General features: G+C 63.2%; 27 protein-coding genes. 23 read left to right on the forward strand and 4 right to left on the reverse strand.

Annotated features, from left to right (window positions below):
• Positions 1-32: 32 nt before the first annotated feature.
• Positions 33-398, reverse strand: a complete 366-nt coding sequence (locus tag QUH67_RS16095; protein ID WP_300947642.1) for a hypothetical protein — start codon at positions 396-398, stop codon at positions 33-35.
• 93 nt (positions 399-491) lie between these two features.
• On the opposite strand from QUH67_RS16095, the gene QUH67_RS16100 reads away from it, so the two are divergent.
• From QUH67_RS16100 to QUH67_RS16150, 11 genes are all read left to right on the forward strand, one after another.
• Positions 492-698 carry a helix-turn-helix domain-containing protein gene (locus tag QUH67_RS16100; protein ID WP_300947643.1) on the forward strand — a complete coding sequence of 69 codons (207 nt, stop codon included), beginning with the start codon at positions 492-494 and terminating at the stop codon, positions 696-698.
• 189 nt (positions 699-887) lie between these two features.
• Positions 888-1,079 carry a hypothetical protein gene (locus QUH67_RS16105; protein ID WP_300947644.1) on the forward strand — a complete coding sequence of 64 codons (192 nt, stop codon included), beginning with the start codon at positions 888-890 and terminating at the stop codon, positions 1,077-1,079.
• The gene (locus QUH67_RS16110) at positions 1,076-2,158 is read left to right on the forward strand and encodes a helix-turn-helix domain-containing protein (RefSeq protein WP_300947645.1); all 1,083 of its coding nucleotides are present in this window, start codon (positions 1,076-1,078) and stop codon (positions 2,156-2,158) included. The genes QUH67_RS16105 and QUH67_RS16110 overlap by 4 nt, the downstream gene beginning before the upstream one ends.
• Positions 2,155-2,397, forward strand: coding sequence for a hypothetical protein (locus QUH67_RS16115; RefSeq protein ID WP_300947646.1), 243 nt, complete (start codon positions 2,155-2,157; stop codon positions 2,395-2,397). Before QUH67_RS16110 ends, QUH67_RS16115 begins: the two co-directional genes overlap by 4 nt.
• A 99-nt stretch (positions 2,398-2,496) precedes the next feature.
• Entirely contained in the window at positions 2,497-2,703 is a 207-nt protein-coding gene (locus QUH67_RS16120) for a hypothetical protein (protein ID WP_300947647.1), read from the forward strand.
• A gap of 51 nt (positions 2,704-2,754) precedes the next feature.
• The gene (locus QUH67_RS16125; protein ID WP_300947648.1) at positions 2,755-3,096 is read left to right on the forward strand and encodes a hypothetical protein; all 342 of its coding nucleotides are present in this window, start codon (positions 2,755-2,757) and stop codon (positions 3,094-3,096) included.
• Between the two features lie 35 nt (positions 3,097-3,131).
• Positions 3,132-3,308, forward strand: coding sequence for a hypothetical protein (locus QUH67_RS16130; RefSeq protein ID WP_300947649.1), 177 nt, complete (start codon positions 3,132-3,134; stop codon positions 3,306-3,308).
• Positions 3,280-3,897, forward strand: coding sequence for a transcription termination/antitermination protein NusG (nusG, locus tag QUH67_RS16135; protein ID WP_300947650.1), 618 nt, complete (start codon positions 3,280-3,282; stop codon positions 3,895-3,897). Before QUH67_RS16130 ends, nusG begins: the two co-directional genes overlap by 29 nt.
• 624 nt (positions 3,898-4,521) lie before the next feature.
• Complete coding sequence (locus QUH67_RS16140) at positions 4,522-5,025, forward strand: hypothetical protein (protein ID WP_300947651.1); 504 nt, start codon at positions 4,522-4,524, stop codon at positions 5,023-5,025.
• A gap of 12 nt (positions 5,026-5,037) precedes the next feature.
• On the forward strand, positions 5,038-5,964 hold the full coding sequence (locus QUH67_RS16145; protein ID WP_300947652.1) for a site-specific integrase: 927 nt from the start codon (positions 5,038-5,040) through the stop codon (positions 5,962-5,964).
• 56 nt (positions 5,965-6,020) lie between these two features.
• Positions 6,021-6,413 (forward strand): DUF2513 domain-containing protein, encoded by a 393-nt coding sequence (locus QUH67_RS16150; RefSeq protein WP_300947653.1) that lies wholly within the window; start codon positions 6,021-6,023, stop codon positions 6,411-6,413.
• A gap of 181 nt (positions 6,414-6,594) precedes the next feature.
• Here the strand turns inward: QUH67_RS16150 and QUH67_RS16155 are convergent, their stop codons facing one another.
• The gene (locus QUH67_RS16155) at positions 6,595-6,756 is read right to left on the reverse strand and encodes a hypothetical protein (protein WP_300947654.1); all 162 of its coding nucleotides are present in this window, start codon (positions 6,754-6,756) and stop codon (positions 6,595-6,597) included.
• A 122-nt stretch (positions 6,757-6,878) separates the two neighbouring features.
• Here QUH67_RS16155 and QUH67_RS16160 point away from each other — a divergent pair, with 122 nt between their 5' ends.
• Genes QUH67_RS16160 through QUH67_RS16195 form a run of 8 tightly spaced genes read left to right on the forward strand, consistent with a single transcriptional unit; the run spans position 6,879 to position 16,638 of the window.
• A complete protein-coding gene (locus QUH67_RS16160; protein WP_300947655.1) occupies positions 6,879-7,100 on the forward strand; it encodes a hypothetical protein in 222 nt (73 codons plus the stop codon).
• Positions 7,088-7,381 carry a hypothetical protein gene (locus tag QUH67_RS16165; RefSeq protein ID WP_300947656.1) on the forward strand — a complete coding sequence of 98 codons (294 nt, stop codon included), beginning with the start codon at positions 7,088-7,090 and terminating at the stop codon, positions 7,379-7,381. The genes QUH67_RS16160 and QUH67_RS16165 overlap by 13 nt, the downstream gene beginning before the upstream one ends.
• A 46-nt stretch (positions 7,382-7,427) precedes the next feature.
• Entirely contained in the window at positions 7,428-8,039 is a 612-nt protein-coding gene (locus tag QUH67_RS16170; RefSeq protein ID WP_300947657.1) for a terminase small subunit, read from the forward strand.
• Positions 8,014-9,537 (forward strand): terminase family protein, encoded by a 1,524-nt coding sequence (locus tag QUH67_RS16175; RefSeq protein WP_300947658.1) that lies wholly within the window; start codon positions 8,014-8,016, stop codon positions 9,535-9,537. Before QUH67_RS16170 ends, QUH67_RS16175 begins: the two co-directional genes overlap by 26 nt.
• Positions 9,534-11,882 (forward strand): hypothetical protein, encoded by a 2,349-nt coding sequence (locus QUH67_RS16180; RefSeq protein WP_300947659.1) that lies wholly within the window; start codon positions 9,534-9,536, stop codon positions 11,880-11,882. Before QUH67_RS16175 ends, QUH67_RS16180 begins: the two co-directional genes overlap by 4 nt.
• Complete coding sequence (locus tag QUH67_RS16185) at positions 11,882-12,124, forward strand: hypothetical protein (protein WP_300947660.1); 243 nt, start codon at positions 11,882-11,884, stop codon at positions 12,122-12,124. Before QUH67_RS16180 ends, QUH67_RS16185 begins: the two co-directional genes overlap by 1 nt.
• 8 nt (positions 12,125-12,132) lie before the next feature.
• Entirely contained in the window at positions 12,133-13,446 is a 1,314-nt protein-coding gene (locus tag QUH67_RS16190; RefSeq protein ID WP_300947661.1) for a hypothetical protein, read from the forward strand.
• 15 nt (positions 13,447-13,461) lie between these two features.
• The gene (locus tag QUH67_RS16195; RefSeq protein WP_300947662.1) at positions 13,462-16,638 is read left to right on the forward strand and encodes a hypothetical protein; all 3,177 of its coding nucleotides are present in this window, start codon (positions 13,462-13,464) and stop codon (positions 16,636-16,638) included.
• 2 nt (positions 16,639-16,640) lie between these two features.
• Here the strand turns inward: QUH67_RS16195 and QUH67_RS16200 are convergent, their stop codons facing one another.
• Positions 16,641-17,375 (reverse strand): FkbM family methyltransferase, encoded by a 735-nt coding sequence (locus QUH67_RS16200; protein WP_320416145.1) that lies wholly within the window; start codon positions 17,373-17,375, stop codon positions 16,641-16,643.
• 139 nt (positions 17,376-17,514) lie between these two features.
• Positions 17,515-18,399, reverse strand: a complete 885-nt coding sequence (locus QUH67_RS16205; protein WP_300947663.1) for a hypothetical protein — start codon at positions 18,397-18,399, stop codon at positions 17,515-17,517.
• 33 nt (positions 18,400-18,432) lie between these two features.
• On the opposite strand from QUH67_RS16205, the gene QUH67_RS16210 reads away from it, so the two are divergent.
• The 4 genes from QUH67_RS16210 to QUH67_RS16225 all read left to right on the forward strand — a co-directional run bounded on the left by QUH67_RS16210 (position 18,433) and on the right by QUH67_RS16225 (position 21,715).
• The gene (locus QUH67_RS16210) at positions 18,433-18,777 is read left to right on the forward strand and encodes a hypothetical protein (protein WP_300947664.1); all 345 of its coding nucleotides are present in this window, start codon (positions 18,433-18,435) and stop codon (positions 18,775-18,777) included.
• Positions 18,778-18,831: 54 nt separating this feature from the next.
• Positions 18,832-20,076: a hypothetical protein gene (locus QUH67_RS16215; RefSeq protein ID WP_300947665.1), complete on the forward strand. Its 1,245-nt coding sequence runs from the start codon at positions 18,832-18,834 to the stop codon at positions 20,074-20,076.
• A 23-nt stretch (positions 20,077-20,099) separates the two neighbouring features.
• Positions 20,100-21,116 carry a phage major capsid protein gene (locus QUH67_RS16220; RefSeq protein WP_300947666.1) on the forward strand — a complete coding sequence of 339 codons (1,017 nt, stop codon included), beginning with the start codon at positions 20,100-20,102 and terminating at the stop codon, positions 21,114-21,116.
• Between the two features lie 95 nt (positions 21,117-21,211).
• A complete protein-coding gene (locus tag QUH67_RS16225; protein ID WP_300947667.1) occupies positions 21,212-21,715 on the forward strand; it encodes a hypothetical protein in 504 nt (167 codons plus the stop codon).
• Positions 21,716-21,768: the final 53 nt, after the last annotated feature.

The following is a 21,768-nucleotide window of genomic DNA, read 5'->3' on the forward strand; positions in this document are numbered from 1 at the left end:
GATCCAGATCCGGCGCCGGTTTCGCCAGAGGATCAGTCGATCTTGGCGTTTCCGAAGACGCCAAGACGACGAGCCAGCTCTAGCGGCAGGCCCTCCGGCCTACCGAAGTAGAGCCAATCCAGGGAAAGTCCCGGGATCTTGCGGACCATCAGAAATGCGGCCTCGCGGCTGAGCGGCTTGCCTTTCTCGAATGGATGGTAGGTGGTGTAGCCCATCTCCAGGAAGGCGGCGAACGCCATCGCGGTGTTATAGCCGAGCGTCTTGCGAAGTAGCTTCAATCGCGCGCTCTGGCCTCGCAGGCCTTCCTCGGCTTGTCGCTCGGAGGCTGGTGATGCTGTCTTCTTCCTTGCCATCGGCCCAAAGGGTGAACGCGCAAGGGATTCGATGCTATCGAGCATGTGCGTATCGTTGCCAATCCGTGAATTTCGGATTATTCCGATTCGATGGCGATGAGTCGGAGGGGTGCGCCGTCACTCCAGAGCACGTCCGAGGTGATTGATGCGCTTGGCGGTTTGACCGCCGTCGCGGCGTTGACGGGCGCTGCGTACAAGCTCGTCTCCGGTTGGAGGAACGCGAAGCGCTTCCCGGCACGCTACTACCTCGTGATGACGTGGGCGCTGAAGCGCGAGCGCTTCTCGGCGCCGCCGTCGCTGTGGGGGCAGGTGACGACGGCGGAAATGGAAAAGGCGGCGGCATGATCGCGATCGGTACTCCACGCGGGACAATGGCGCGCGATCGTTTCGGGCGGCTGTCACAGAGTCGAGTCGGTGTCGAGCGGGTTTTCCGGGGCTGTGGATAGCCGGAATCGACCTGTGGAAAAGTGTTTTGGCGTTTTCGGGCGTTTTGTTGCGTGCGTCTCCCTATCCCCTCAAGTGACTGAGGCCGCAATGCTATCTCTGCGCGAATGCTGGCGGCGAAGCTGGCCCCACCGTTTTTATGCCGATCTCGAACCGATGGACCGCGTCAATGCCCTGATTGCGCTGGTGCTGTCGGCTGCGATCGCGGTCAGCTTCGCCGCCCTGGTGCGGGGGTATGCGGCCGAGCGCGCGCCGGCGCCGCTGGAATTGCGGCTTGCATGACGGCCCCGCCAGCCAGCGACGCCAAGGCTTTCAGCACGCAGAAGCTGGCGCTGGCCGACCGGATCCGCCATGACGGCCGGCTGTCCTCCTCGATCCGGCTGATCGGCGCCGAGATCTGCTCGCTGACGAATTTTCGCACCGGCTATTCGTGGGCACCGCAGAAGTACCTGTCGGAAAAACTCTCGGTCACTGACCGCACCATCAAGCGCGCCATCGTCGAGCTCGTGGCGGCCGGCTATCTCGTGGTCGAGCGGGTGGGGCGCAGCAACCGCTACCGGCCGAATTTCGCGGCGCTCGAACAGGGGACATTTTTGCCCCTTTCCGATCCCCAACAGGGGACAAATTGTCACCTATCCGACGAGAATAGGGGACAAAAAGAGCCGCAACAGGGGACATTTTCGACCGAAAATAGGGGACAAAAAAGCCCCCCTATCTCTTTAGAGATCTCTTTAGGGATCTCTTCGGGCGCGGAAGCAGGGGCCGTCGGCGCAGCGCCTGACGGCGCCGCCGGCCCCGTTTTCGACCTCGGCGTTCCCGGGGTGGTGTTGCGGCAGCGGCTTGGCGATGAGGTTTTCCGCAGCTGGCTCGGCAAGGTCGGCTTCGTCCGGGTCGCGGAGGACGAGCTGGTGCTGCAGGCGCCGTCGCGTTTCGTCGCCAGTCACATCCGATCGAACTTCGAAGGGCCCGTGCTGGCCGCTTGGCGGGTGCAGCATCCGTCGATCGTGCGCTTGAGGGTGGAAGTGGCTCCCGAGGTCGTGACCACGCTCAGCGAGGCCCGCGGGCATGCCGTGAACCATGCCGACGCGCGCTGGCTGGTCGATGTCGGGATCTCGATCGTGGCGGCGCGACTACACATGACCCGCGCCAGCGCCGACAGGACGCTGGTAGGCTGGCTGCAGCGCTCGGGCCGAGACGCTGCCGGCCTGCGCCGGATCATCGCCGAGGCCGACCAGCAGAACCTGGACGAGCAGCAATTCGCCAACGTGGTGAAGCAGCGCACCCGAGCCCTGCTGCACGCCGACCAGCCGGCGCTGAAGTTCGGCCCTGAGGCAATCGTGAAACGAAGGAGCGCATCATGAAGGCCACGATCGAGAGCACCGATTGCATCGTCGAAATCTCCGATCCGTCCGGGCGCCGCGCTTCGGCGCGCGTCTGGGAAGGCGTCACCGAGGGCGGCGTCAAGTTCACCGCCTACATCACGCAAACCCAGGTGCGCGCAGGCGCCGGACGCGAGGCCGAGTTCAACCGCGATCTGATCCGGAGCGGCCGGCCGTCGGTGGAAACGGCCAAAGCGATTGATCACCGCTACGTCGTGTGAAGCGCGGTACGCCATCACCGCCGCGCCAGCGTTTCTCACCAACCGATTGCAATTGCCGAAGTTTTCGCCCCTGCCTATATTGTGGCGGGGAAGGGACCCATGCCGTCGCTGAAGATGAAAGCGGGCGACACCGGCTATGTCCGGATGAAGGTGCTCGAGGCCGGCGCGGACTATTTCCAGATCGTCGTCGAGGGCCGGATCATGACGGTCACGCTGTGGGTTCCTGCGGACGAGTGTGCGCTCTACCAGGACATCGGCGAGCTGCGTCCGCCGCGCCGGGCAAATCCTGCCCATATCGAGCGTTAACCGGCTCACAACTTGTTGCCCTTAACCCTGCATGGCCAAGGGGTTATGTGCATGCGTTCAGTCCCCGGATCATTCGATTTGTCGTTCCTGGTGCCGCGCGCCGTACTGCTCGGCATCGCGCAGGCCGAGATTACCGCAACGCGCGGCTGCACCATCGAGCTTGAGTTTCCGCTGGTCCGGATCCGCGGCGATTCCCGCGTGGCCGTGTTCGATGCGGCTTCCGACCTAGTACGGCATATTCCCCGCAGGGACACGCCGATCTCGATCAGCGCCATCCTGCACACCCCGGAGCGGCCATCGGGCTTTGACCGCTGGTCGATCATCGTCGGCGCCGACGTCGCGTTTTCGCCGACATCGCTGGACCCGCATTTCCCAAGAGCTCCGACGGCATGAGAAACTGGCGTTCACCAGGCCGCGGATCCGCGCCGGTGGGCCGCCGGTTCACCATCGGATTCGACGACGAGACGGCGGACCAGGTGCGGGCGCTGGCCGCGGCCGATCGCGTCTCGTTCGCCGAGAAGGCGCGCCAGCTCGTCGAGTGGGGCCTCGAGGCCGTCAAGGAAGAGGGGCAACCAGGTGCGACTGCTCGATCTCAAAATCGGTGACATCCTGGATTATTCCGGCCGGCAAACGCGCTGGAAGGCGCCCGCCGGCGCGCGCACGATCTGGCATATCGTCGTCACCGAGCCCGGCAGCGACAAGACGGTGGCCAGGCGTCTCGAGGATATCGACCTCAAGCCTTACGTGCCGCTGGTCTACAAGACGATTCTCGCAGGCCGCGGCCGCCGGCGCGAGGTCTCGCTGTCGATGTTTCCCTGCTACATCCTGCTGCCGATGCCGGGCGATGGCGACGCCTGGCACCACGTCAGGACAACGCGCGGCGTGTATGATTTCCTGACCGTCGACGGCTTGCGGCCGGCGACGCTGTCGGAGGCCGCGATCGAGGCGATCCGCTTCAAGGAGCGACAGATCGACAACAAGCGCCAGCAGCGCCTGGCGCTCGAGGGCAAGAGCGAGTGGCGCAAGGGCGACCAGGTCTGGGTCGATCTCTTGCCGGCGCCGTTCAACAAGATGCTGGCTGTGATCGAGGACCTCGACGACCGCGGCCGGATCAACGTGCTGCTCGAAATGGAATTGTTCGGCCGCAAATCATGGCCGGTCGAGCCGAAGCAGGTCGCGCGCGTGGCGCAGTGATGCACATCAGATCGGAGCTGGGGCATCATCAGCCTTACATAGTGAACGCGGCCGTTCTCAGCGGCCGCGGGCTGGCGCATCGACCGATCAAAAGGGACGTGAGCCGGCGCGGCGCTCAAACCGCCGCCACAGCGAGCGACCTGCAGAAGGTTTGCTCTGCGCGAAGCGTGGAGACCGATTATGTGACGCCCATCGTCGAAGAGACGGGGGCCTGAGGTGCTTCAACACCTCGAGCCGCGAGCTCGCACTCGCATGACCTGACCCGGCCGAAGCCCGGCCATCCCGCCACCGCGCACGCGGCGGGACGATTAAGTCTCAGATCATGCAATCACTGGAGTCCCCGGCGTTCGTTCGGCCGGCGAAGTTTGCCCACATAGTTAATTACCAGCGCGCGCCGAAAGTAATCGCCGCTTACCTCAACTGCGAGTCGCCGGGCAACGAGGCGCTTCCATGATTGGGGGGCCCACGCTGCGGTATTCGCTCAGCTGCCAAGCGAGGGAGAAAACCGAGCAACCCGGCTCGTTGGTGCACGCACCAAGCCCGCTAGGGTCGCTTTCGGCGCGTCGCGCGATCTATTCACGAAATTCGGTTTCATGGGCGTCTACGCGGGCTTGGCGCCACGATTTGAAACAGAGCGACATTCGGGCGCTGCGGACTGCAAAGCAGAACGTCGATGAGGGCGTCATCGCCGGCGCGGCCACCGAAGTCGCCGAGCTAGTCGGCGCACTCTTCGGTCCTTTGAATAGTTGGCTGGTTTCTACCGTGGCGGTCGGACACTCACGGCGACCCGACAGCTTTGCGGTCAGGTTGGCAGCTGCTGTTGCGCTTGAGCTGAGGCTTCCGTTCGACAAGATCTTTGCCGACCGGTTCGTCGATGGCGTTTCGCATCCGAAAGAGTTTCGGAAGCTGCCTGCGCTGCAGCGGGTTCTTGATCCGCAATCGCCGGTGTTGCTGATCGACGATGTCGCGACCAGTGGGTGGCACATTGAGGAAGCGGTCAACAGCCTCCGCGCCTTCGGCGTGGGGTGTTTCGCGGTGTGCTGGATCAGCGGCACCTTGAAGGCATCTCAGCGGGCTACGATCGACCACGCCCGCGGTCTCAGACACGCGCATCCAATACGTGGCTAAAGGACGGGCTGCATGTCGACCGCGCTCGTCGATCCGATGGCCTCGGTGCGCGCTTACTTGGCAGCCGAGAAGAGCAACAATACCCGCCGCGCCTATGGGGCTGACTGGGCCGATTTCACCGCCTGGGCCGACACTGTAAATCTGAACAGTATGCCGGCCGAGCCCGCCACCGTGGCGCGCTACCTGGCCCAGCTCGCCGACGGCGGCAAGAAGGCTTCCACGATTCAGCGGCGCGTTGCTGCGATCCGCGCGGCGCACAAGGCCGCCGGCCATGAACCGCCGACCAACGCCGAGGGCGTCAAGGCGACCATGCGTGGCATCCGGCGCCGTCTCGGCGCCAGGCCAACCCGCAAGGCGCCGGCGACGGCCGAGGTGCTGGCGAAGATCCTCGAGAAGCTGCCGACCACGCTTGCGGGCCTGCGCGACCGCGCGCTCCTGCTGATCGGCTTTGCCGCAGCTCTGCGGCGTTCCGAGCTGGTTGACCTGGAGGTCAACGACATCGAGCGGCGGTCGCGCGGCATCGTGCTACAGATCCGCGGCTCGAAAACCGACCAGGAAGGCAAGGGCGAACTGATCCCGGTGCCGAACGGCCGCGAGTTGCGGCCCGTCGACGCGCTCGATGCGTGGCTCGGGGCTGGCGGAATCACCCAAGGGGCTATCTTTCGGAATGTCGATCGACACGGCCGCGTTGGATCCGCGGCGCTCTCCGATCGAGCAGTCGCCGATATCGTCAAGCGCGCGATCGCTAGCTGCGGGCTCGACGCCAAGCTGTTTTCCGGCCACTCGATGCGCGCCGGCTTTATCACCTCGTCCCTCGATCGAAAGGTCGATCTGTTCAAGATCATGAAGATCAGCCGGCATGTGAAGGTCGACACGCTTAAGGTCTACGACCGGCGGGAAAGTGGCTTTGATGATCACGCCGGCGGTGAGTTTCTCTGAAGCTTGTCTAGCGTCTGGCGCCCTCGTAATGTCGCCAGGCCGCCGGGAGCCCTGACATGACGCGTGACATGGACCTTGTTCGAGACATTTTGCTCCGGTTGGAGCAACTGCCTGCCACGAGAGACGAATACGTGCAGGTCGCGGTCGACGGTGAGATCTTTCGGGATCTTAAGGCGAGCGCCCCAGAGATTGGCTATCACGTCAAGCTGCTGATTGATCACGGTTTCATCCTATCGCGGTCAAAAAGGCATCCAACCATAGGCTTTCTATTCGAGGGCCTCAGTTGGGAGGCTCACGATTTCGTCGACTCGGTCCGAAACGACGACATCTGGAATAAGACAAAGGCTGGGGCGCAGCGCGCTGGCGGCTGGACTTTCGAGCTGCTGCGTGAACTGGCAAAATCGATCATCAAGCACGAACTCGGGAAATATATTCCCGGTGTCACTTAGTTCACATCTGATAACAGCCCTTAACGGAAGCCAGAACTTGCGTGCCCAATCGGCCGCTGCGGGCCAAATTTATGACGACGTCGCTCAAATCGAGGCGACGGAGTGCAAGAACGTCCGCACCCTGCGCGATCACGATCGCCGCGAGTGTGGGTTCGACGAAAGTGCTGAATTTGTTGAGGGGCTATTTGCCGCCTCGGTTCAATTTGTCCAGCTCGCCCACTCCGTCCTTAATAATATCTTTAACCGTCGGGTCCTTGCTGGAATAGTCTTTGTTGGGATCCTTGGTGTCTTTGCTTTGGTTGACGTTCTTGTCGCCGGGATCCTTGTTAGGGCCTACAGCCATTTTAATTCCTCCCGTTTAAGTAGATGGATGATCAGTCTAAACCTTTCTGAGAGCACAATACAATGGGCCGTTCTGGGAGAGGCCGCCAGAGATTGGCGGCCTCTTTTTCATTGCGAGGACGCATGCAGGCAAAGCCAGCTGCGCCAACCGTCGCGCCAACCCTAAAACGGAACAGCGTCACGCACGCCTGGATCACGGACCCAGTGTTTATCGAGCTCGCCAGCGAAGCGCAGCGCCGGCGCGTGCATCCCGATCGCCTGACGGCCGCGATCGTCGAGAAGGTGATCCGCAATGGCTTGGTCGACGCGCTGTTAGATGATCCGAGGTTCGCATGTACGAAGTGAAGCTTTCTGCGCTTGGTTGCCCGACCGAAGAATTCGCCGCCGCGCTCGAGAAGCATCGCACGGCTGTCGAAGATCACATGATGGGCGAGCCTGGCCGTGCGGCGCCGATCGCGGGCGAGCTCGTGGCGTTCCTGGTGCAGCGGATCCCTGACAAAGGACCGGTCGCCGATCGCGGACCCGACCGCATCGTGATCGTGCCGTACACGATCATCGACGACACGCCGTTGCCGGCTGAAACGCAGGCCGCCCTGGACGTATTGCGCGAGACGATTTCCGGCTGATCGACGGCCGACGAGGGGAGCGTGGGCTCAGACCCCGCGAATCCGCATGCCCAAAGCTGCTAAAAACGCTGCTGATTTTGCTGAGAAGCCGCTCAAAAATGCCAAGCACGAGGCAGTTTTGCAGGCTTACATCGCAGATCCAAAGCGCATTGGCTTCAAATCCTATCTTGTTGTTTATCCTAATTCTTCCGACGCTGCGGCGTCGACCGGGTTCAGCCGGTTGCTCAAGAATGCGGGGTTCGCGGCTCGACTGAGCTTTCTGGACGCCCGCGTGACGGAGAAAGTGGTCGAGCAGGCCGCCGTCACCAGGGAGCAGGTGATCGAGGAACTCGCCAAGATCGGCTTTGCCAACATGCTCGACTACGCCCGCGTGACGGATGACGGCGAGCCGTACATCGACCTTTCCGGGGTGACGCGCGACAAGGCCGCGGCGATCGCATCGTTCACGGTGGAGGATTTCAAGGACGGCCGCGGCGAGGATGCGCGCGACGTCCGCAAGGTGACCTTCAAGCTGCACGACAAGCGCGCTGCGCTGGTCGATATCGGCCGCCACCTCGGCATGTTCGAGGAGAAGCACAAGCACGAGCACACCGGCAAGGACGGCGCTGCGCTGGTGCCCGTGATCAACATCAATGGCCAAAAGCGCAGCGGCGCTTAAGCCGGAGAGCGCCGAGCTCGACTTCGATCTCCACGCCAAACAGGAGCAAGCGCTCAACTCGGTGGCGACCGAGATCCTGTATGGCGGCGCCGCCGGCGGCGGCAAATCGCATCTGATGCGGGTCGCCGCGGTGCTGTGGTGCTCGATGATCCCGGGCCTGCAGGTCTATCTGTTCCGCCGGCTGCGCGACGATCTGATCAAGAACCACATGGAAGGCCCGAACGGCTTTCGCGCGATGCTGGCCGGTTGGGTCGCGTGCGGCTTCTGCGTCATCATCGAGGACCAGATCAGGTTCTGGAACGGCTCGAAGATCTATCTCTGTCACTGCAAGGACGAGGCGCACCGGTTCAAATACCAGGGCGCTGAGATCCATGTGCTGCTGATCGACGAGCTGACGCACTTCACCGAGAAGATCTACCGCTTCCTGCGCAACCGCGTGCGCATGGTCGGCATCACGCTGCCGAAGGAGTACAGAGGCAAGTTCCCGCGGATCGTCTGCGGCGCCAACCCCGGCGGCATCGGCCACCAGTTCGTCAAGGCGACGTTCATCGACGGCGCGACGCCGTTGAAGGTCTATCGCGCGGCCAACGACGAGGGCGGCATGCTCCGCCAGTACATTCCTGCGAAGCTCGAGGACAACCCCTCGATGACCGAGCAGGATCCCGGCTACGAGGCGAGGCTCTCCGGCCTCGGTTCGGATGCCCTGGTCCGCGCGATGCGCGACGGCGACTGGGACATCATCGAGGGCGCGTTCTTCGACTGCTTCAGCCGCGGCAAGCACGTCTGCAAGCCGTTCCCGATTCCGAAGGGATGGACCAAATTCCGCGCCGGCGACTGGGGTTACGCCAAGCCGTTCGCGTTCGGCTGGTACGCGGTGGTTGGCGACGACTTCCTGACGCCTGATGGCCGCATGCTGCCCCGCGGCTGCCTGGTGAAGTACCGCGAGTGGTACGGCGTCGCCAAGGACAGGCAGGGCAAATACCGGCCCGACGTCGGCTTGCGGATGAGCTCCGCCTCGGTCGGCATCGGGGTTCGCTTGCGGGATTACGCGGACGAGATCTCCTACGGCGTGCTGGATCCTGCCGCGTTCTCGCAGAACGGCGGGCCCTCGATCGCCGAGGACATGAAGGCCGAAGGGAAGGGCGCCACCTTCCGCCCCGCCGACAATGCGCGCGTCGCGGCCCGCGGCGCGATCGGTGGCTGGAGCCAGGTGCGCGGCCGCCTGCAGGGCGACGAAGACGAGCGGCCGATGCTCGTGTTCTTCGACACCTGCATTCACTCGATCCGAACGATCCCGGCGCTGCAGCACGACGAGGCGAAGCCGGAAGATCTCGACACCACGCAGGAAGATCACGCGGCCGACGAGACCCGCTACGCCTGCATGTCGCGGCCCTGGATCAGGAAGCCGCCCGAAGAGAAGAAGCCATTCGCCAAGCCCGGCCAGGTGCCGCTGCCTGGTCCGCCGATGCCCACGACGGGGAGCAAGATCCGCTTATGACCGATGCCGTCGACGAGCTGATCGAGGACCGCGACGACGCGGCGGAGGCGGCGCTGGCCAAGGAGCCGAAGTCGTCAAAGGTCTGGCTGGACCTGATCGGCGACGCCGAGCGCATCTTCCGGAACTACCAGGACAAGGCCGACTCGATCGACAAGCTCTATGCGAGCCTGGAGCGGCTTTCGAAGGACAACCGCGACCGCGAATTCCAGCTGTTCTGGGCCAACATCGAGGTGCTCAAGCCGTCGGTCTATTCGCGGCCGCCGGTGCCAGTGGTCGTGCCGCAGTTCAAGGACCGCAAGTCGGTGCCGCGGATGGCGGCCGAGCTGCTCGAGCGGTCCTCGATCGTCACCTACCGGACCGAGAGCATTCATGACGTGCTGATGGCCGTGCGCGATGACCTGGTGATCCAGGCCCGCGGCGCGGTGTGGCTGCGCTACGAGGCGGAGCAGAAGAAGGGTTATCTCTGCCAGAAGGTCTGCGTCGACAGGGTTGCGCGCAAGGATTTCCTGCACGATCCGGCGCGGATCTGGAAAGAGGTCGACTGGGTCGCAACCGCCTCGCATTTGCCGCGCTCGAAGATGCGCAAGCGCTTTCGGGAGACGTCCGGCGATGCCTACAAGAATGCCGCCTACGAGGTTCGCAAGGACGACGAGACCGACGACGGCAAGAAGAAGGCCCGCGTCTGGGAGCTGTGGTCGAAGTCGCTGGACAAGGTGGTCTGGGTCACCGAGGGCGTCGAGGTCGTGCTCGACGAGGACAAGCCGCATCTTGAGCTCGAGGGCTTCTTCCCGTGTCCGAAGCCGGCCTACGGCACGACGCAGCGGGAATCGCTGATCCCGGTCCCCGATATGGTCTTCTACAAGGACCAGCTCGAGGAGATCAACGAGCTCACCGCGCGGATCTCCGCGCTCGCGACCGCGGTCAAGGTCCGCGGCTTCTATCCCGCGGGCGCCGGCGACATCGGCGATGCGATCGAGGCGGCCGTCAAGGCCACCACCGACAACCAGCTGCTGATCCCGATCGCGAACTGGGCCCTGGTCGGCAACGCCGGCGTCAAGGACATGATCGTCTGGCTGCCGATCGACCAGATCGTCAACGCCATCAAGGAGCTCGTGGCGCTGCGCAAGGAGCTGATGGACGACGTCTATCAGATCACGGGTCTCTCCGACATCATGCGCGGCCAGACCGAGGCCAGCGAGACGCTCGGCGCGCAGAAGCTCAAAAGCCAGTACGGCTCGGTCCGGATCCGGGATCGCCAGGGCGAGATGGTGCGGATCGCGCGCGACATCACCCGGATCGCCGGCGAGATCATGGCGGAGAACTTTTCCGCGCAATCGCTGCTCGACATGAGCCAGCTGGACGTCGAGACCGAGGCGTCGATCGCGACCAAGGCCAAGCCGATCGAGGCTCAGATCCGGGCGATCCTGGCGAAGGTGGAGCAGGCCAAGGCCGATCCGCAGGCCCAGGCGATGGCGCAGCAGAACCCGCAGGCCGCCCACCAGGCGATCGCCCAAGCCAAGGGCCAGGTCGACCAGCTGAAGGCCCAGCTCGACAAGCTCAAGCAGGTGCCGACAATCGAGAGGATCATGGCGCTGCTGCGCGACCAGCGGATGCGGCCGTTCGCACTCGACATCGAGACCGATTCCACGATCCAGCCCGACGAGGACGCCGAGAAGCAGCGCGCCACCGAGTTCACCACCGCGATCGGCGGCTACATGAAGGAGACGCTGCCGCTGGTGCAGAGCATGCCGCAGGCCGCACCGCTGGCCGCGCAGTTCCTCAAATACATCGCCAGCCGCTTCCGCGCCGGCCGTGAGCTCGAGGGCGTGATCGACGAGTTCGCCGACCAGATGGCGCAGCTCGCCAGCCAGCCGAAGCCGCCGGATCCGGAGCAGCAGAAAGCGGCCGCCGACGCCGAGGCCAAGCAGCTCAAGGCCAAGACCGATGCCGAGACCGCCCAGGCCGATAACGCCGAGCGCCAGGCCAACGCGCAGAAGACGGCGGCCGAGGCCCAGGCGAAGTCGCTCGAGGCCCAGACCAAGGCGGCCGACGCCGAGAGCGCGCGCAGGATCTCCGAGCAGCAGGAAGTGGACGCGGCCGAGGCCAGGCGCATCGAGCGCGAGGGCAAGATCGCCGTGACCAACAAGCAGATCGAGCTGATGGAAGCCGACGGCGTCCGCAAAACACAGATTGACGACCAGACGCTCAAGAAGGGCGCGCTCGAGCTGCAGCTGCTCGACAAGAAGATCGAGCAGTCGCAGGTCGCCACCGAGAATTCGATCGTCGCCACCGAGGCCGCGGCCAGGGCCAAGCAGCAGGCAGCACAACCGAAGGAGCCGGCCTGATGGGTTTCCCCGTCGTCATCGTCCCGAGTGGCGGGCTGCCGGTCACCGAAGCCGCCAACGGCTTCGGCACGCCGGTGGAGATCGCGGCGAACGGGTTTGGATTCGCGGTGACGATCGTGGCCTCCGGCGGGCTGCCGGTGATCGGGACGGGCGGGGCGTCCGCCCACTCATTCATCCTGCTCGAGGATGGATCGAAGGTCCTTTTGGAAGACGGCGTCGGCCGCATCATTCAAGAACCATGAGGTCAATCATGAGACGTTATCTAGCGGCCTTCGCGACCGCGTGGCTCCTGCTGTCCGGACCTGCTGTTGCGGCCGACAGCAAGCTCAGCGACTTGCCGGCGGCGTCCGCACTCGATGGCTCCGAGCTGCTGCTGGGCGTCCAGGGCGGTACCAACAAGAAGATCACCGGCAACCAGGTCAAGGCGCTTGTCGGTGGCGTCACCTCCGTCGCCACCGCATGCGGCGTCACCGGCGGCACGATCACGACGACGGGCACGATCCAGGGTGCGGCGCAGGACAGCGTCATCTCCGGCACGACGTACACGCTGCTCAGTACCGACTGCGGCCTGGTCAAGCGCACGACGAACGCTTCGGCGACCACGATCACCGTACCGGTGCCGACGGGCTTCGGGGCGAACTACTTCACAACGGTAAAATGCGAGAGCGCCGCTGGCTGCACGCTGTCGCCCTCGAGCACGACGATCGACGGCAGCGGCAGCAACATTTCGCTAGCCAACGGTGCGAGCACTGACCTGTATCTGGACGGCTCCAGCGCATGGCATCGGTTGCCTGGCGGCGGTGGTGGTGCCGGCACGGTTACCACGACGGGTTCGCCAGCGAATGGCAATCTCTCGAAGTTCTCCGGCCCGTCGTCGATCACGAACGGGGATCTTGCGGGCGACGTAACGACGAACGGAACGCTGGCCACGACGGCTAAGGGCACTGTTCCGCTTAGCTACGTAGCGTCCAACTGGAGTTTTGCCCCGCCAGCGTCGGGTATGACCGGGGGGGCGACGTTCATTGCCAATCAGATTTACTGCCGGCTGTTTCAGTTCTCCACCACCATCACGATCGGAACGGTTGGACTCAACGTCACGACGAGCGTCGGCGGGGGGAACGTCCAGATCGCCTACTACACCAACAACCCGACATCTAACGTGCCGGCCGCGCTGATCAGCAACACCGGCAGCATAAGCACTGCAACAACCGGAAATAAATCCGGTGCCTTGGGGGCAAACATTCAGCTCGGGCCTGGCTCTACCGCAGGACGAGACATCTGGATTTGCGTCAACAGCGACAACACGACCCATGTCATGTCGGCCTACACTACAGCCGACAATGGCTTCAGTATGCGGGCCAGCGCGCCGACGCAAGCTGGCATCTCGGTCGCCGGCAACGCCCTTGGCTTGGACAATATCAGCTGTAATGGCGCGAACTGCCAGCCTGCGGGCAACAGCACGTTCGGTTCTTGGAACGCAAGTCTCGTCGGCACGACGTGGACTTACAACACGCAGGTGTCACGCTTTCCCGCTCAGCAAATCCAAGTCCTTTCCTCGCCGTAGGGTGAATTTTTAGAAATGCGAAAGCTCCTCATCCTCCTGGCCTGCCTGCTCGTCACCAGCGGTGCCGAAGCGCGCCCTCGTGGCGTCGCGCCTACCAACGGCTTCAACGGCGGCGGCGCGCAGATCAACACCAATACGACGTCGTACTACTACAACCAGAAGCGCGATCTGAACTACTGGCAGACCGGGGCTCAGCAGAAGATCGTCAGCTCGCTGAACGGCACGCTTCAGGGCAAGGGCGCGTGGGACGCCTTGGGGGCGTCTAGTCAGCCCTATTTCAATTCGACGACCGGCGAACTCAATGTGCCCGTTCAGTCGGACGTCACTTCGTATTGCCGTGGCGTATTCACTGACCCGCTGGGGGTTCCGGGCGCGAGCCCAACGGGCGTATACGGCCCCCCGAATGTCGGTTTCTCGGGACCGCAGGGCAAATGGTGGCTTGGGCAGGTCTGGAACCTTGAGTGGTCGGGGACCATCAGCACGGCCGGAACGAAGTTCACAAATTTCGGAAGCGCCGGAACGGGAGGCTCTCCTGGCTTCGGAGCAGTAGGAAGCTGCGGCGCAAACTGCGCCACGGTGACGTTCGGCAATGCGACGTCTGCCAGCAATTTCGAACCGTGCTTCGTCATCGATGCATCAAACCGAAGCGACCCGCCACGGAACATAAAGTTCTACCGTTCGGAGCATGTTACCCAGGCACGAAGCGCCGATTTGGCGACCAGCATGCTCAATCCGGACTGGCTCGCGCAGTGGGGCACGGCCGGCAAGAACGGCATAGGCAAAATCCGCTGGATGGATCCGATCGGTGCGAATCTCAACGCCACCACGGACTTCTCTCAACTCGCCGAATACACGTTCGCCACCTACGGCACGACCGACGGCATCACCGGCGGCGGCACGGGCAAGGTATTTTCTAGCGGATATAACGGCGCCGCCGGCCCCAAAATGGGTATCGGTCCGCAGACTATTTGCGTCGTCTCAAACAAGGTGGGCGCGCACGCTCATTTCACGTTCCCTTATGCGTTCACGACGGCCGCGGCACTTTCTCTCGGTCATGCCTTCAACGGCTGCATGAACCAAGGGCTCGTGGTCGAGTACGAGTACTGCAACGAAGTTTGGAATTTCGGCGGCGGCTTCAACTGCTTTCGCTATGCTCGACGGCAGGCGTGGCCACCGCTTGGCCCGAGCCCTCCGTATCAGCAGGCCGTGACGGTCAACAGCATCACGCCCGGCAATCCGACGACGATCAATGTCACGACGAACACGTATGTTAACGGAGACGTGATCTCGTTCTCCATCCCCGGCGGCAATACGATTGCGACCGCGCTCGACAATGATGGAACGAATGCGAAGGGGCCGTTCATCGTTGGCAATGCCACTGGAGCCAGCTTCACGGTGCCTGTCGACACCACCGGACTGTTATACGCCTCCGGCGGTACTGTGTTTTTGGCTGATGGCGCGGCTACGCGATGGGCAGGATATCGATCAGCCCAGCTGATGGATCAAATCTACGCTGGCTACGGTGCCGCCAATCGATCGCGCTGGAAGGGCGTCCTCGGCGGTCAACTTGAAAGCGCTGCGCAGTCGTTACAGAACGCCCTCACTGGCGCGATGTTTTTCATTTCCAACGAGAGCGTTGGAACCGGTGCCTGCGCGCCGCGCAAGTGTCTGCAGGAACTCTACGACAAGGGCATGGTTGCTCCCTACGCCGGCAACAGCGCCTACAATGGCACGCCGGTGCAGGGCATCCAGACTGGCACGGCAACGCCGACGGTGAACGCCAGCGGCCACTCCTTCGTCAATGGCCAGGTGATCCGCTGCTATGCCACGACCGGCATGACGCAAATCAACAATCTGACTGGGACGGTATCTGGTGTCGGTGCCGGCGTCTTTACCCTGAACATCAACACAACCGGCTTTAGTCCATGGGTTATTGGCAACGGCAATTTCTGTATCGACAACGCGCTGCCAAAAGCAGCTGAAGACAGCATTGCGCTCAATATCTCGACGCCGGCTACCTATCCGACGAAGTATTCTTACTTCGCCGAGCAGATGTCAGATGCGACGATCAACGGCACCTCGGTGTCGAACCCGTCGTTTGGCTACACGATCCAATCCGCGGGAAATTGGCGATCTTTCGCCAGCTGCGGCGTGTCCTGCATGCCCGGGATTTTCTTGCGCAATGCCCTCAAGGCCAAATCCTACGGTCTGACTTTTGACGAGTACGAGGGGGCGAATGCCTCCGAATATCTCGACACGATAGGCACCTACGTCACTGTCTCGGGCAACTCTGCGACTGCCCAGCTTTTTGATTTCAAGGCGAACTGGCAATACGACGCCGGTACCGCGACGAAGGGCCCTGCGGACATCACCGCGGCCCACATTGCAGCTAGCCAAGCCGCGGGAGCTCCATTTCCTTCCACCTATCTCGAAATCGGTGGTGGCCCGGCTCCATTCTCGGCGACGAGATATGCTGGCGACGCAAATCCTGCCATCACCCGGATGTACGCGCAAAACGCGCTGGGGCCCCACGTGGAGTCCTATACGCCACCTGCTTGGACGGCGACCTATCCGGGCAACGCCACCAACAAATACACCGCCAGCGGCGCCTGCACGAACTGCACCGAGGGGCCGCCGGCCCATACGGTCTTAATCGGGACGGCGGCCACCACCGCGATTGTCGTCGTGGCCCAGCAGAGCGGCTCAGTCACGCAGGTGCAATGTGATGGGGTGTCCTCGACAACCCCCGTAATCGCCAACGCCACGTCGTTCAGGGTTTCTATTTTCGTCCTGTCTCTGAACGCGGGGGCGAATGCCCGCACCTGCCAGATGACGACATCGGGGGCGGGTGGAGCTCCCCGGACGTTCTACGTCGCTACGGTAGCCGGATTGCTGAGCACGACGCCAGTCAGTGCCATCGCATCTAACCCGAACGGAACCTTTACCGCCGGCTACACGGGCGGCAACTTGATGGTCGCCGCATCGGCCTGCGGCTTGGCCTCTGGCGCATGGGCGAACACGAGCGGCGTCTCGACGCCTACGGCGGCCAATCCCGTGACCACGACCATTGCAAGCGACAGCGACAATCCGAATAAGGCACAGTTCATCTTGCTGTGGGCACCGTTCGGAAGTCCGATTTTCTCGGTAGCGCCGGGCTGTAACGACAGTTCGGCGGCGGCGACCTTCCGATAACTTCAGCGCGAATTCTTCAGTACGAACGCGGCATCAAAGCGCCGCAAGCGCGGCCCTGAGGAAAGCGTATCCTCTGACTGATCATAGAAACCGAACAGTCGATAGCCGAAGCGGTGCAGGTAGTCCGAAAATTCAAACAGGGACGTGTGATAGTTGCTGTCCGGATCAAGTGCGACCTCGGCCTTGATCACGCCAATGGCGCCTGCCGTAAGCAGCCTGGTCGCTCCGCGAAGGGCCTGCATCTCGTAGCCCTCGGTATCGATCTTCATGATGTCGATTCTTGCGATGGCGTTTTGGCGGCAATAGTCGTCCAGCGTCACGAGATCGATGGCCTCGGTCGTACCGCCGGGCGCGGTATGCGCCACGCTGGCCATCGATGGGTGGGCGGGATCCATCGACAGTGACGCGGACGAGTTGCTGTCGGCTATCCCTAGCTGGACGAATTGGACGTTGGAGGTTCCGACCAGGTTAGCCCTCATCCGGTGAAAGTTTTCGGTGCTAGGCTCGAACGCATAGATCTTCGCCTCGGGGAACGCGTCGGAGAATTCCAGCGCGGTCATGCCGATGTGCGCTCCGACGTCGAAGATGACGCGGGGAGATAGGTGTAGGCGAGACCGGACTTCAGTGATGAAGTCGGTGCCGAATGAAGGGCGCGGCGAGCGCTTTGCGTTTCGCATCGCTCGGCCAACCGCTTGACGGGTCGCTGGGGGTACGAATGCCTTTAAAGCTTTCAGCATCCAGCAACGCTATCCGAAGTTGCCGTTTCCATCTAGGTCTTGACAACCGAAGGTAGGCGCAATCAGCGGTAGGATCTAGCACCAGATACCCGCTTTCTACAGAAGCCAATGGCCCCGGCCGCGAGCCCGCCCAGCGGTCCTAATCAGTTGGAAAGCCCGGCACCTCGATGATCCTGAAGGCCAAATGGTCCATATACTGCCTGGATTCTGCAGTTGGAGCGCTGCCGTCCTTGAAAAATCGACGCGTGGGGATGAGCAGCGGAGATCCGTGGACGACATCAAGATTGCTCAAATGAAACTGTCGCAACTCTGCGTCCAGCTTTTCGCGCTCCACTTGGAAGTCCTGGATGAACTGCTCCGTTGTCGCGCCTTCATCGAGAGGTTCAGTCGGGTCAGCGGGTTTAACAGTTCGGACGTGCCCAGTTAGCGAAGTGTGGTGCGATGGCAACGACACGAACGTCCAAACCACTATCAGCTTTACCTTTCCCGTCAGCAACTCGATGGCGTTGGAATCGTCTAAGCCTGATAAGTCCAGTCGATTGTCGGGGTGGGTGGCCAGCACCGAATAGATTGGCGTGAAGTGATCGCAATCGATTGTCCCGAGGTTCACCTGCTCGACGTTTGGCGGAGGGGGCTCAAAGCGATCGGACCGCAAATCAGAGCACCTGCGCACAAAAAGCAAAGCGAATTTGCCGTCGTTCCTTTTTACGGCGTGGGTAACATGGGTGGTGTCAACCTTTTTACCGTCCTTCGAGCCGTCCTCGTAGACGACCGTGTGATGGATGGAGTTGATACCGCGTGGACTATTTTTACTTGGATGAACCGAGTAATGTTGCTCTCGAACTTCGAGCCCGATCATTAGGCCAGCCACGCCACCCAGGCCCGGTAACCGCGAGCGCCGATCGCTTCTGAGCGGGATGGTGATCTCGCCGTTCCGCTGGTTTTCGCGGACCGTGAAAATGCTTCGGTCCTTTCCAGCGGCATTGAAGCAGAAATGCACTGTGCGAAGTTTTTTCTTGCTCATGCAAAACTCCAGCTGCACTTCCTCGAGGTTAGCATGTCCTACGCTGACAATTACCGATTGATCGACTTTTCCCGGGAAATCACAGCGCCTCCGAAGCGCCAGCGGCTGCCGCCGGCTCGCTCGGACCTGCCGTGCCCGCGGCTGGCGTCGGACGTCATGGCGCCGGTGCAGTCGCAGCTCGACGGCCGGATTTACGATTCGAAGTCGGCGTTGCGGGCGACGTACCGCGCCGCCGGCGTCATCGAGGTCGGCAACGATCCGGCGCGGCTGCGGCCGTTTAAGCGCAAGCCGATCGACGAGAAGGCGGTGAACGAAAGCGTCGAGAAGGCCGCGGCGCGGGTCGAGCGCGGCGAGCGGAATTTGTTTCCCGGCAAATAGCCGGCCGCGGCGAGCGGGTTTCTCGCCAAGCACCCTCTCAGACAGGAAAATCCCATGACCGACGCTTCTGGCGCCGCGCCCGCGGCTGCGCCCGTTTCCGATGCCCTGCCGGTTGGCAACGACGCCATCTCGGCGCCGAACCCGATCAACAACGACGGCGGGCCGGCCAATGTCGATCCAGCGCCGCAGCCGGCCGGGAAGGGTGTCTCGATCGACGACGCGCTCGATCGCGCGGCCGCCAAGGTTGACGCGAAGGACAAGGGCGCGCCGGCGGGCAAGGACGCCAAAGAGGCAGCCAAGGATCCGGCCAAGGGCGCCGACCTGGTGCGGGACGACAAGACAGGGAAATTCGCGCCGAAGGATCCCGCGGCCGCGAAGGACGGCAAGGATGCCGCCGCGGCGCCGCCGGCGAAACCCGCGGTCGATCCGGCCGCCAAGCAGGCGGTTGCGGATCCCGCTGCGAAGCCGGCGGCCGCGGCTGATCCAAGCGCACCCAAACATGCCGCGCCGGCGCGGTTTTCCGAGGACGCGAAGGCGGTGTGGGACACCGCGCCCGAGCCGCTCAGGGCCGAAGTGGCGCGGATGGAGCGCGAGCTCACGGCCGGCCTCGAGAAGCACAAGGCGAGTGCTGCGAAGTTCGAGACGATCAAAGAGTTCGACGAGATGGCGGCGCGCGGCGGTACCGACCTGAAAACCGCGCTGACCAAGTACACCCAGATGGAAGGGTTGCTGCGGCAGAACCCGCTGAAGGGCCTCGAGGCGGTCTGCGAGAACATCGGCGTGTCGCTGAAGGACGTCGCGCGCATCGTGCTCGAGCAGCCAGCCGACCAGGCGCAGTCCCAGGCCGACGCCACGATCCGCGACCTGAAGGGCAAGATCGCCCAGCTCGAGGAGAAGGTCGGTGGCGTCACCCAGCATTTCCAGAAGCAGAGCGAAGACGCGCTACAGGAGCACATCGGCAAGTGGGCCGAGAGCCGCCAGCATTATTTTGAAATCATCGCCCCGCATGTTGCTGCAGAGATGCAGGACGGGGCGGTCGATCTCGACGACGCCGAGGCGCGGGTGTTTCAGAAGCACCCGGCGCTCGCGGTGCTCGCGAAACAGGGCGCGAAACCTGCGCCCGATCCTGTTCCAGATCCTGCGGCCTCAACCGCCGCGGATCCCGACCTCGAGGCTCAGACCCTCAAGGGCAAGAAGTCCATCACCGGTGCTCCAAGTCCAGGCTCAAACCCTGCCGCGAAGAAGCGCTCCAAATCCATCGACGAAGCCATCGACGCCGCGTTCGCCGCGGCGGGCTGAGTCTTTTCCATCAGGAGGGCATGATGCCCCTTACCGCAGTCGAGAAGAACCAGGAGATCCTGTCTCTCGCGCTCGAGGATCGCTCCGCGGGCTACCAGGACCTGGTCTCAAACTCCAACGCCGCCCTGGCGGTGCTGAAGCGCAAAGGCCTGTGGGAGACCTATTCCGGTCCCCGCATCCGTCAGACGCTGCTCTACAACAAGACCGGCTCCGCGGTCTGGTACAACGGGTTCGACTTCCTCAACCCGCGCCCGGCCGAGCTGTTCAACGACGCCGAATTCACCCCGAAGATGCTCGCGGTGGCCGTCGTGATGTCGAACGAGGAAATCCTCAACAACCAGGGCACCGCGCAGCTCAAGAACGTCATGAAGTCGCATATCAAGGCGGCCGAAATGGAGCTCGAGGACGTCACCGACGCCTCGATTCACTCCAACGGTTCGGGCTTCGGTGGCAAGGAACTCGGCGGTTTGCAGCTCGCGATTCCGACGATCACCAATACCGGCACCTATGGCGGTATCGATCGCGCGTCGAATGCGATCTGGCGGACGTCATCGTTCGATGCGCATACCTTCGCGCCCGACATCGGCACGCAGGTTACCGCGACCACGGTGCGCCCGATGTTCAACCGCATCATGACGCAGCGCTCCCGCAACAAGCGCGGCGCCGATCTGCTGTTGTGCTCGCGCCAGCATTATGAGGCGTACGACGCGGCCACGGTGGCGATCCAGCGCATCAACGACGAGACCCAGCTCGGCAAGCTCGGCTTCCAGACGCTGAAGTACTTTGGCGGCGGACGCACGGCCGAGATCGTCCAGGACGGCGGCATCGGCTCCAACATGCCGGACAACGCGACCTACGGTCTCGACACCGACAGCTTGCGCATGCGCTACCATCCCGAGCGCAACTTCTCGAAGATCGGCTCTTCCATGATGCCGATCAACCAGGACGCGGTCGTGCAGTACATCGGGCTCATGGGCGAACTGACCATGGAAAACCCGCTGTTCAACTGGAAGCTCTACGACAGCAACCCGGCGGCCTGATCGGCCCCTCCATCCAGCCTTAACCCGACAGCCTCTGGCAGCCGCGTACGCGCGGCCGCCTTGCGCTGCCTCACATCCAAACGAAGGAGGGCCTCATGGCCTTTGTACCCATGTCCCACGCGATCGGCATGCCGCCGATCGACCAGACGCTTCCCGCATTCACCGGAGCCGGCCGCTCCGCTCCCTGGAAGATCGGCGACATCATCAAGGCGGTCGACCCCGTGCTCGGCGTCGGCGAATTCATCTACCTGCAAGGCCTGGCGTCGACCGCGGTCAGCGAGATGGTGATCTACGACCACAACGCCGGCACCACCAAGCGGGCGGTGGCCGGCGATCGCGGCCCATGCGCGTTCGCCATGAGCGCCAACGTCGCCAGCCAGTTCGGCTGGTACCAGATCACGGGCCTGGCCAGGGTCAAGGCGGGCACCGTGGCGGCGAACGGTGCGCTCTACGCGACCGCAACCCCCGGCACCGTCGATGACGCCGTGGTCGCCGGCGACAAGGTCGACGGCGCGCGCTTCAAGACCGCCGACGGCACGCCGGCGGCGGGCTTCGCCTACGCCATGCTCGATCGGCCCGCGCTGAACGGCAACGGCTAACCGAGCGGCCGCCGCGGCTGTGCCCCTGGCCGCGGCGGCCACCCTTCCATTTC

Origin of the sequence: Bradyrhizobium roseum (genome assembly GCF_030413175.1) — a bacterium.
Lineage (GTDB): Bacteria > Pseudomonadota > Alphaproteobacteria > Rhizobiales > Xanthobacteraceae > Bradyrhizobium > Bradyrhizobium roseum.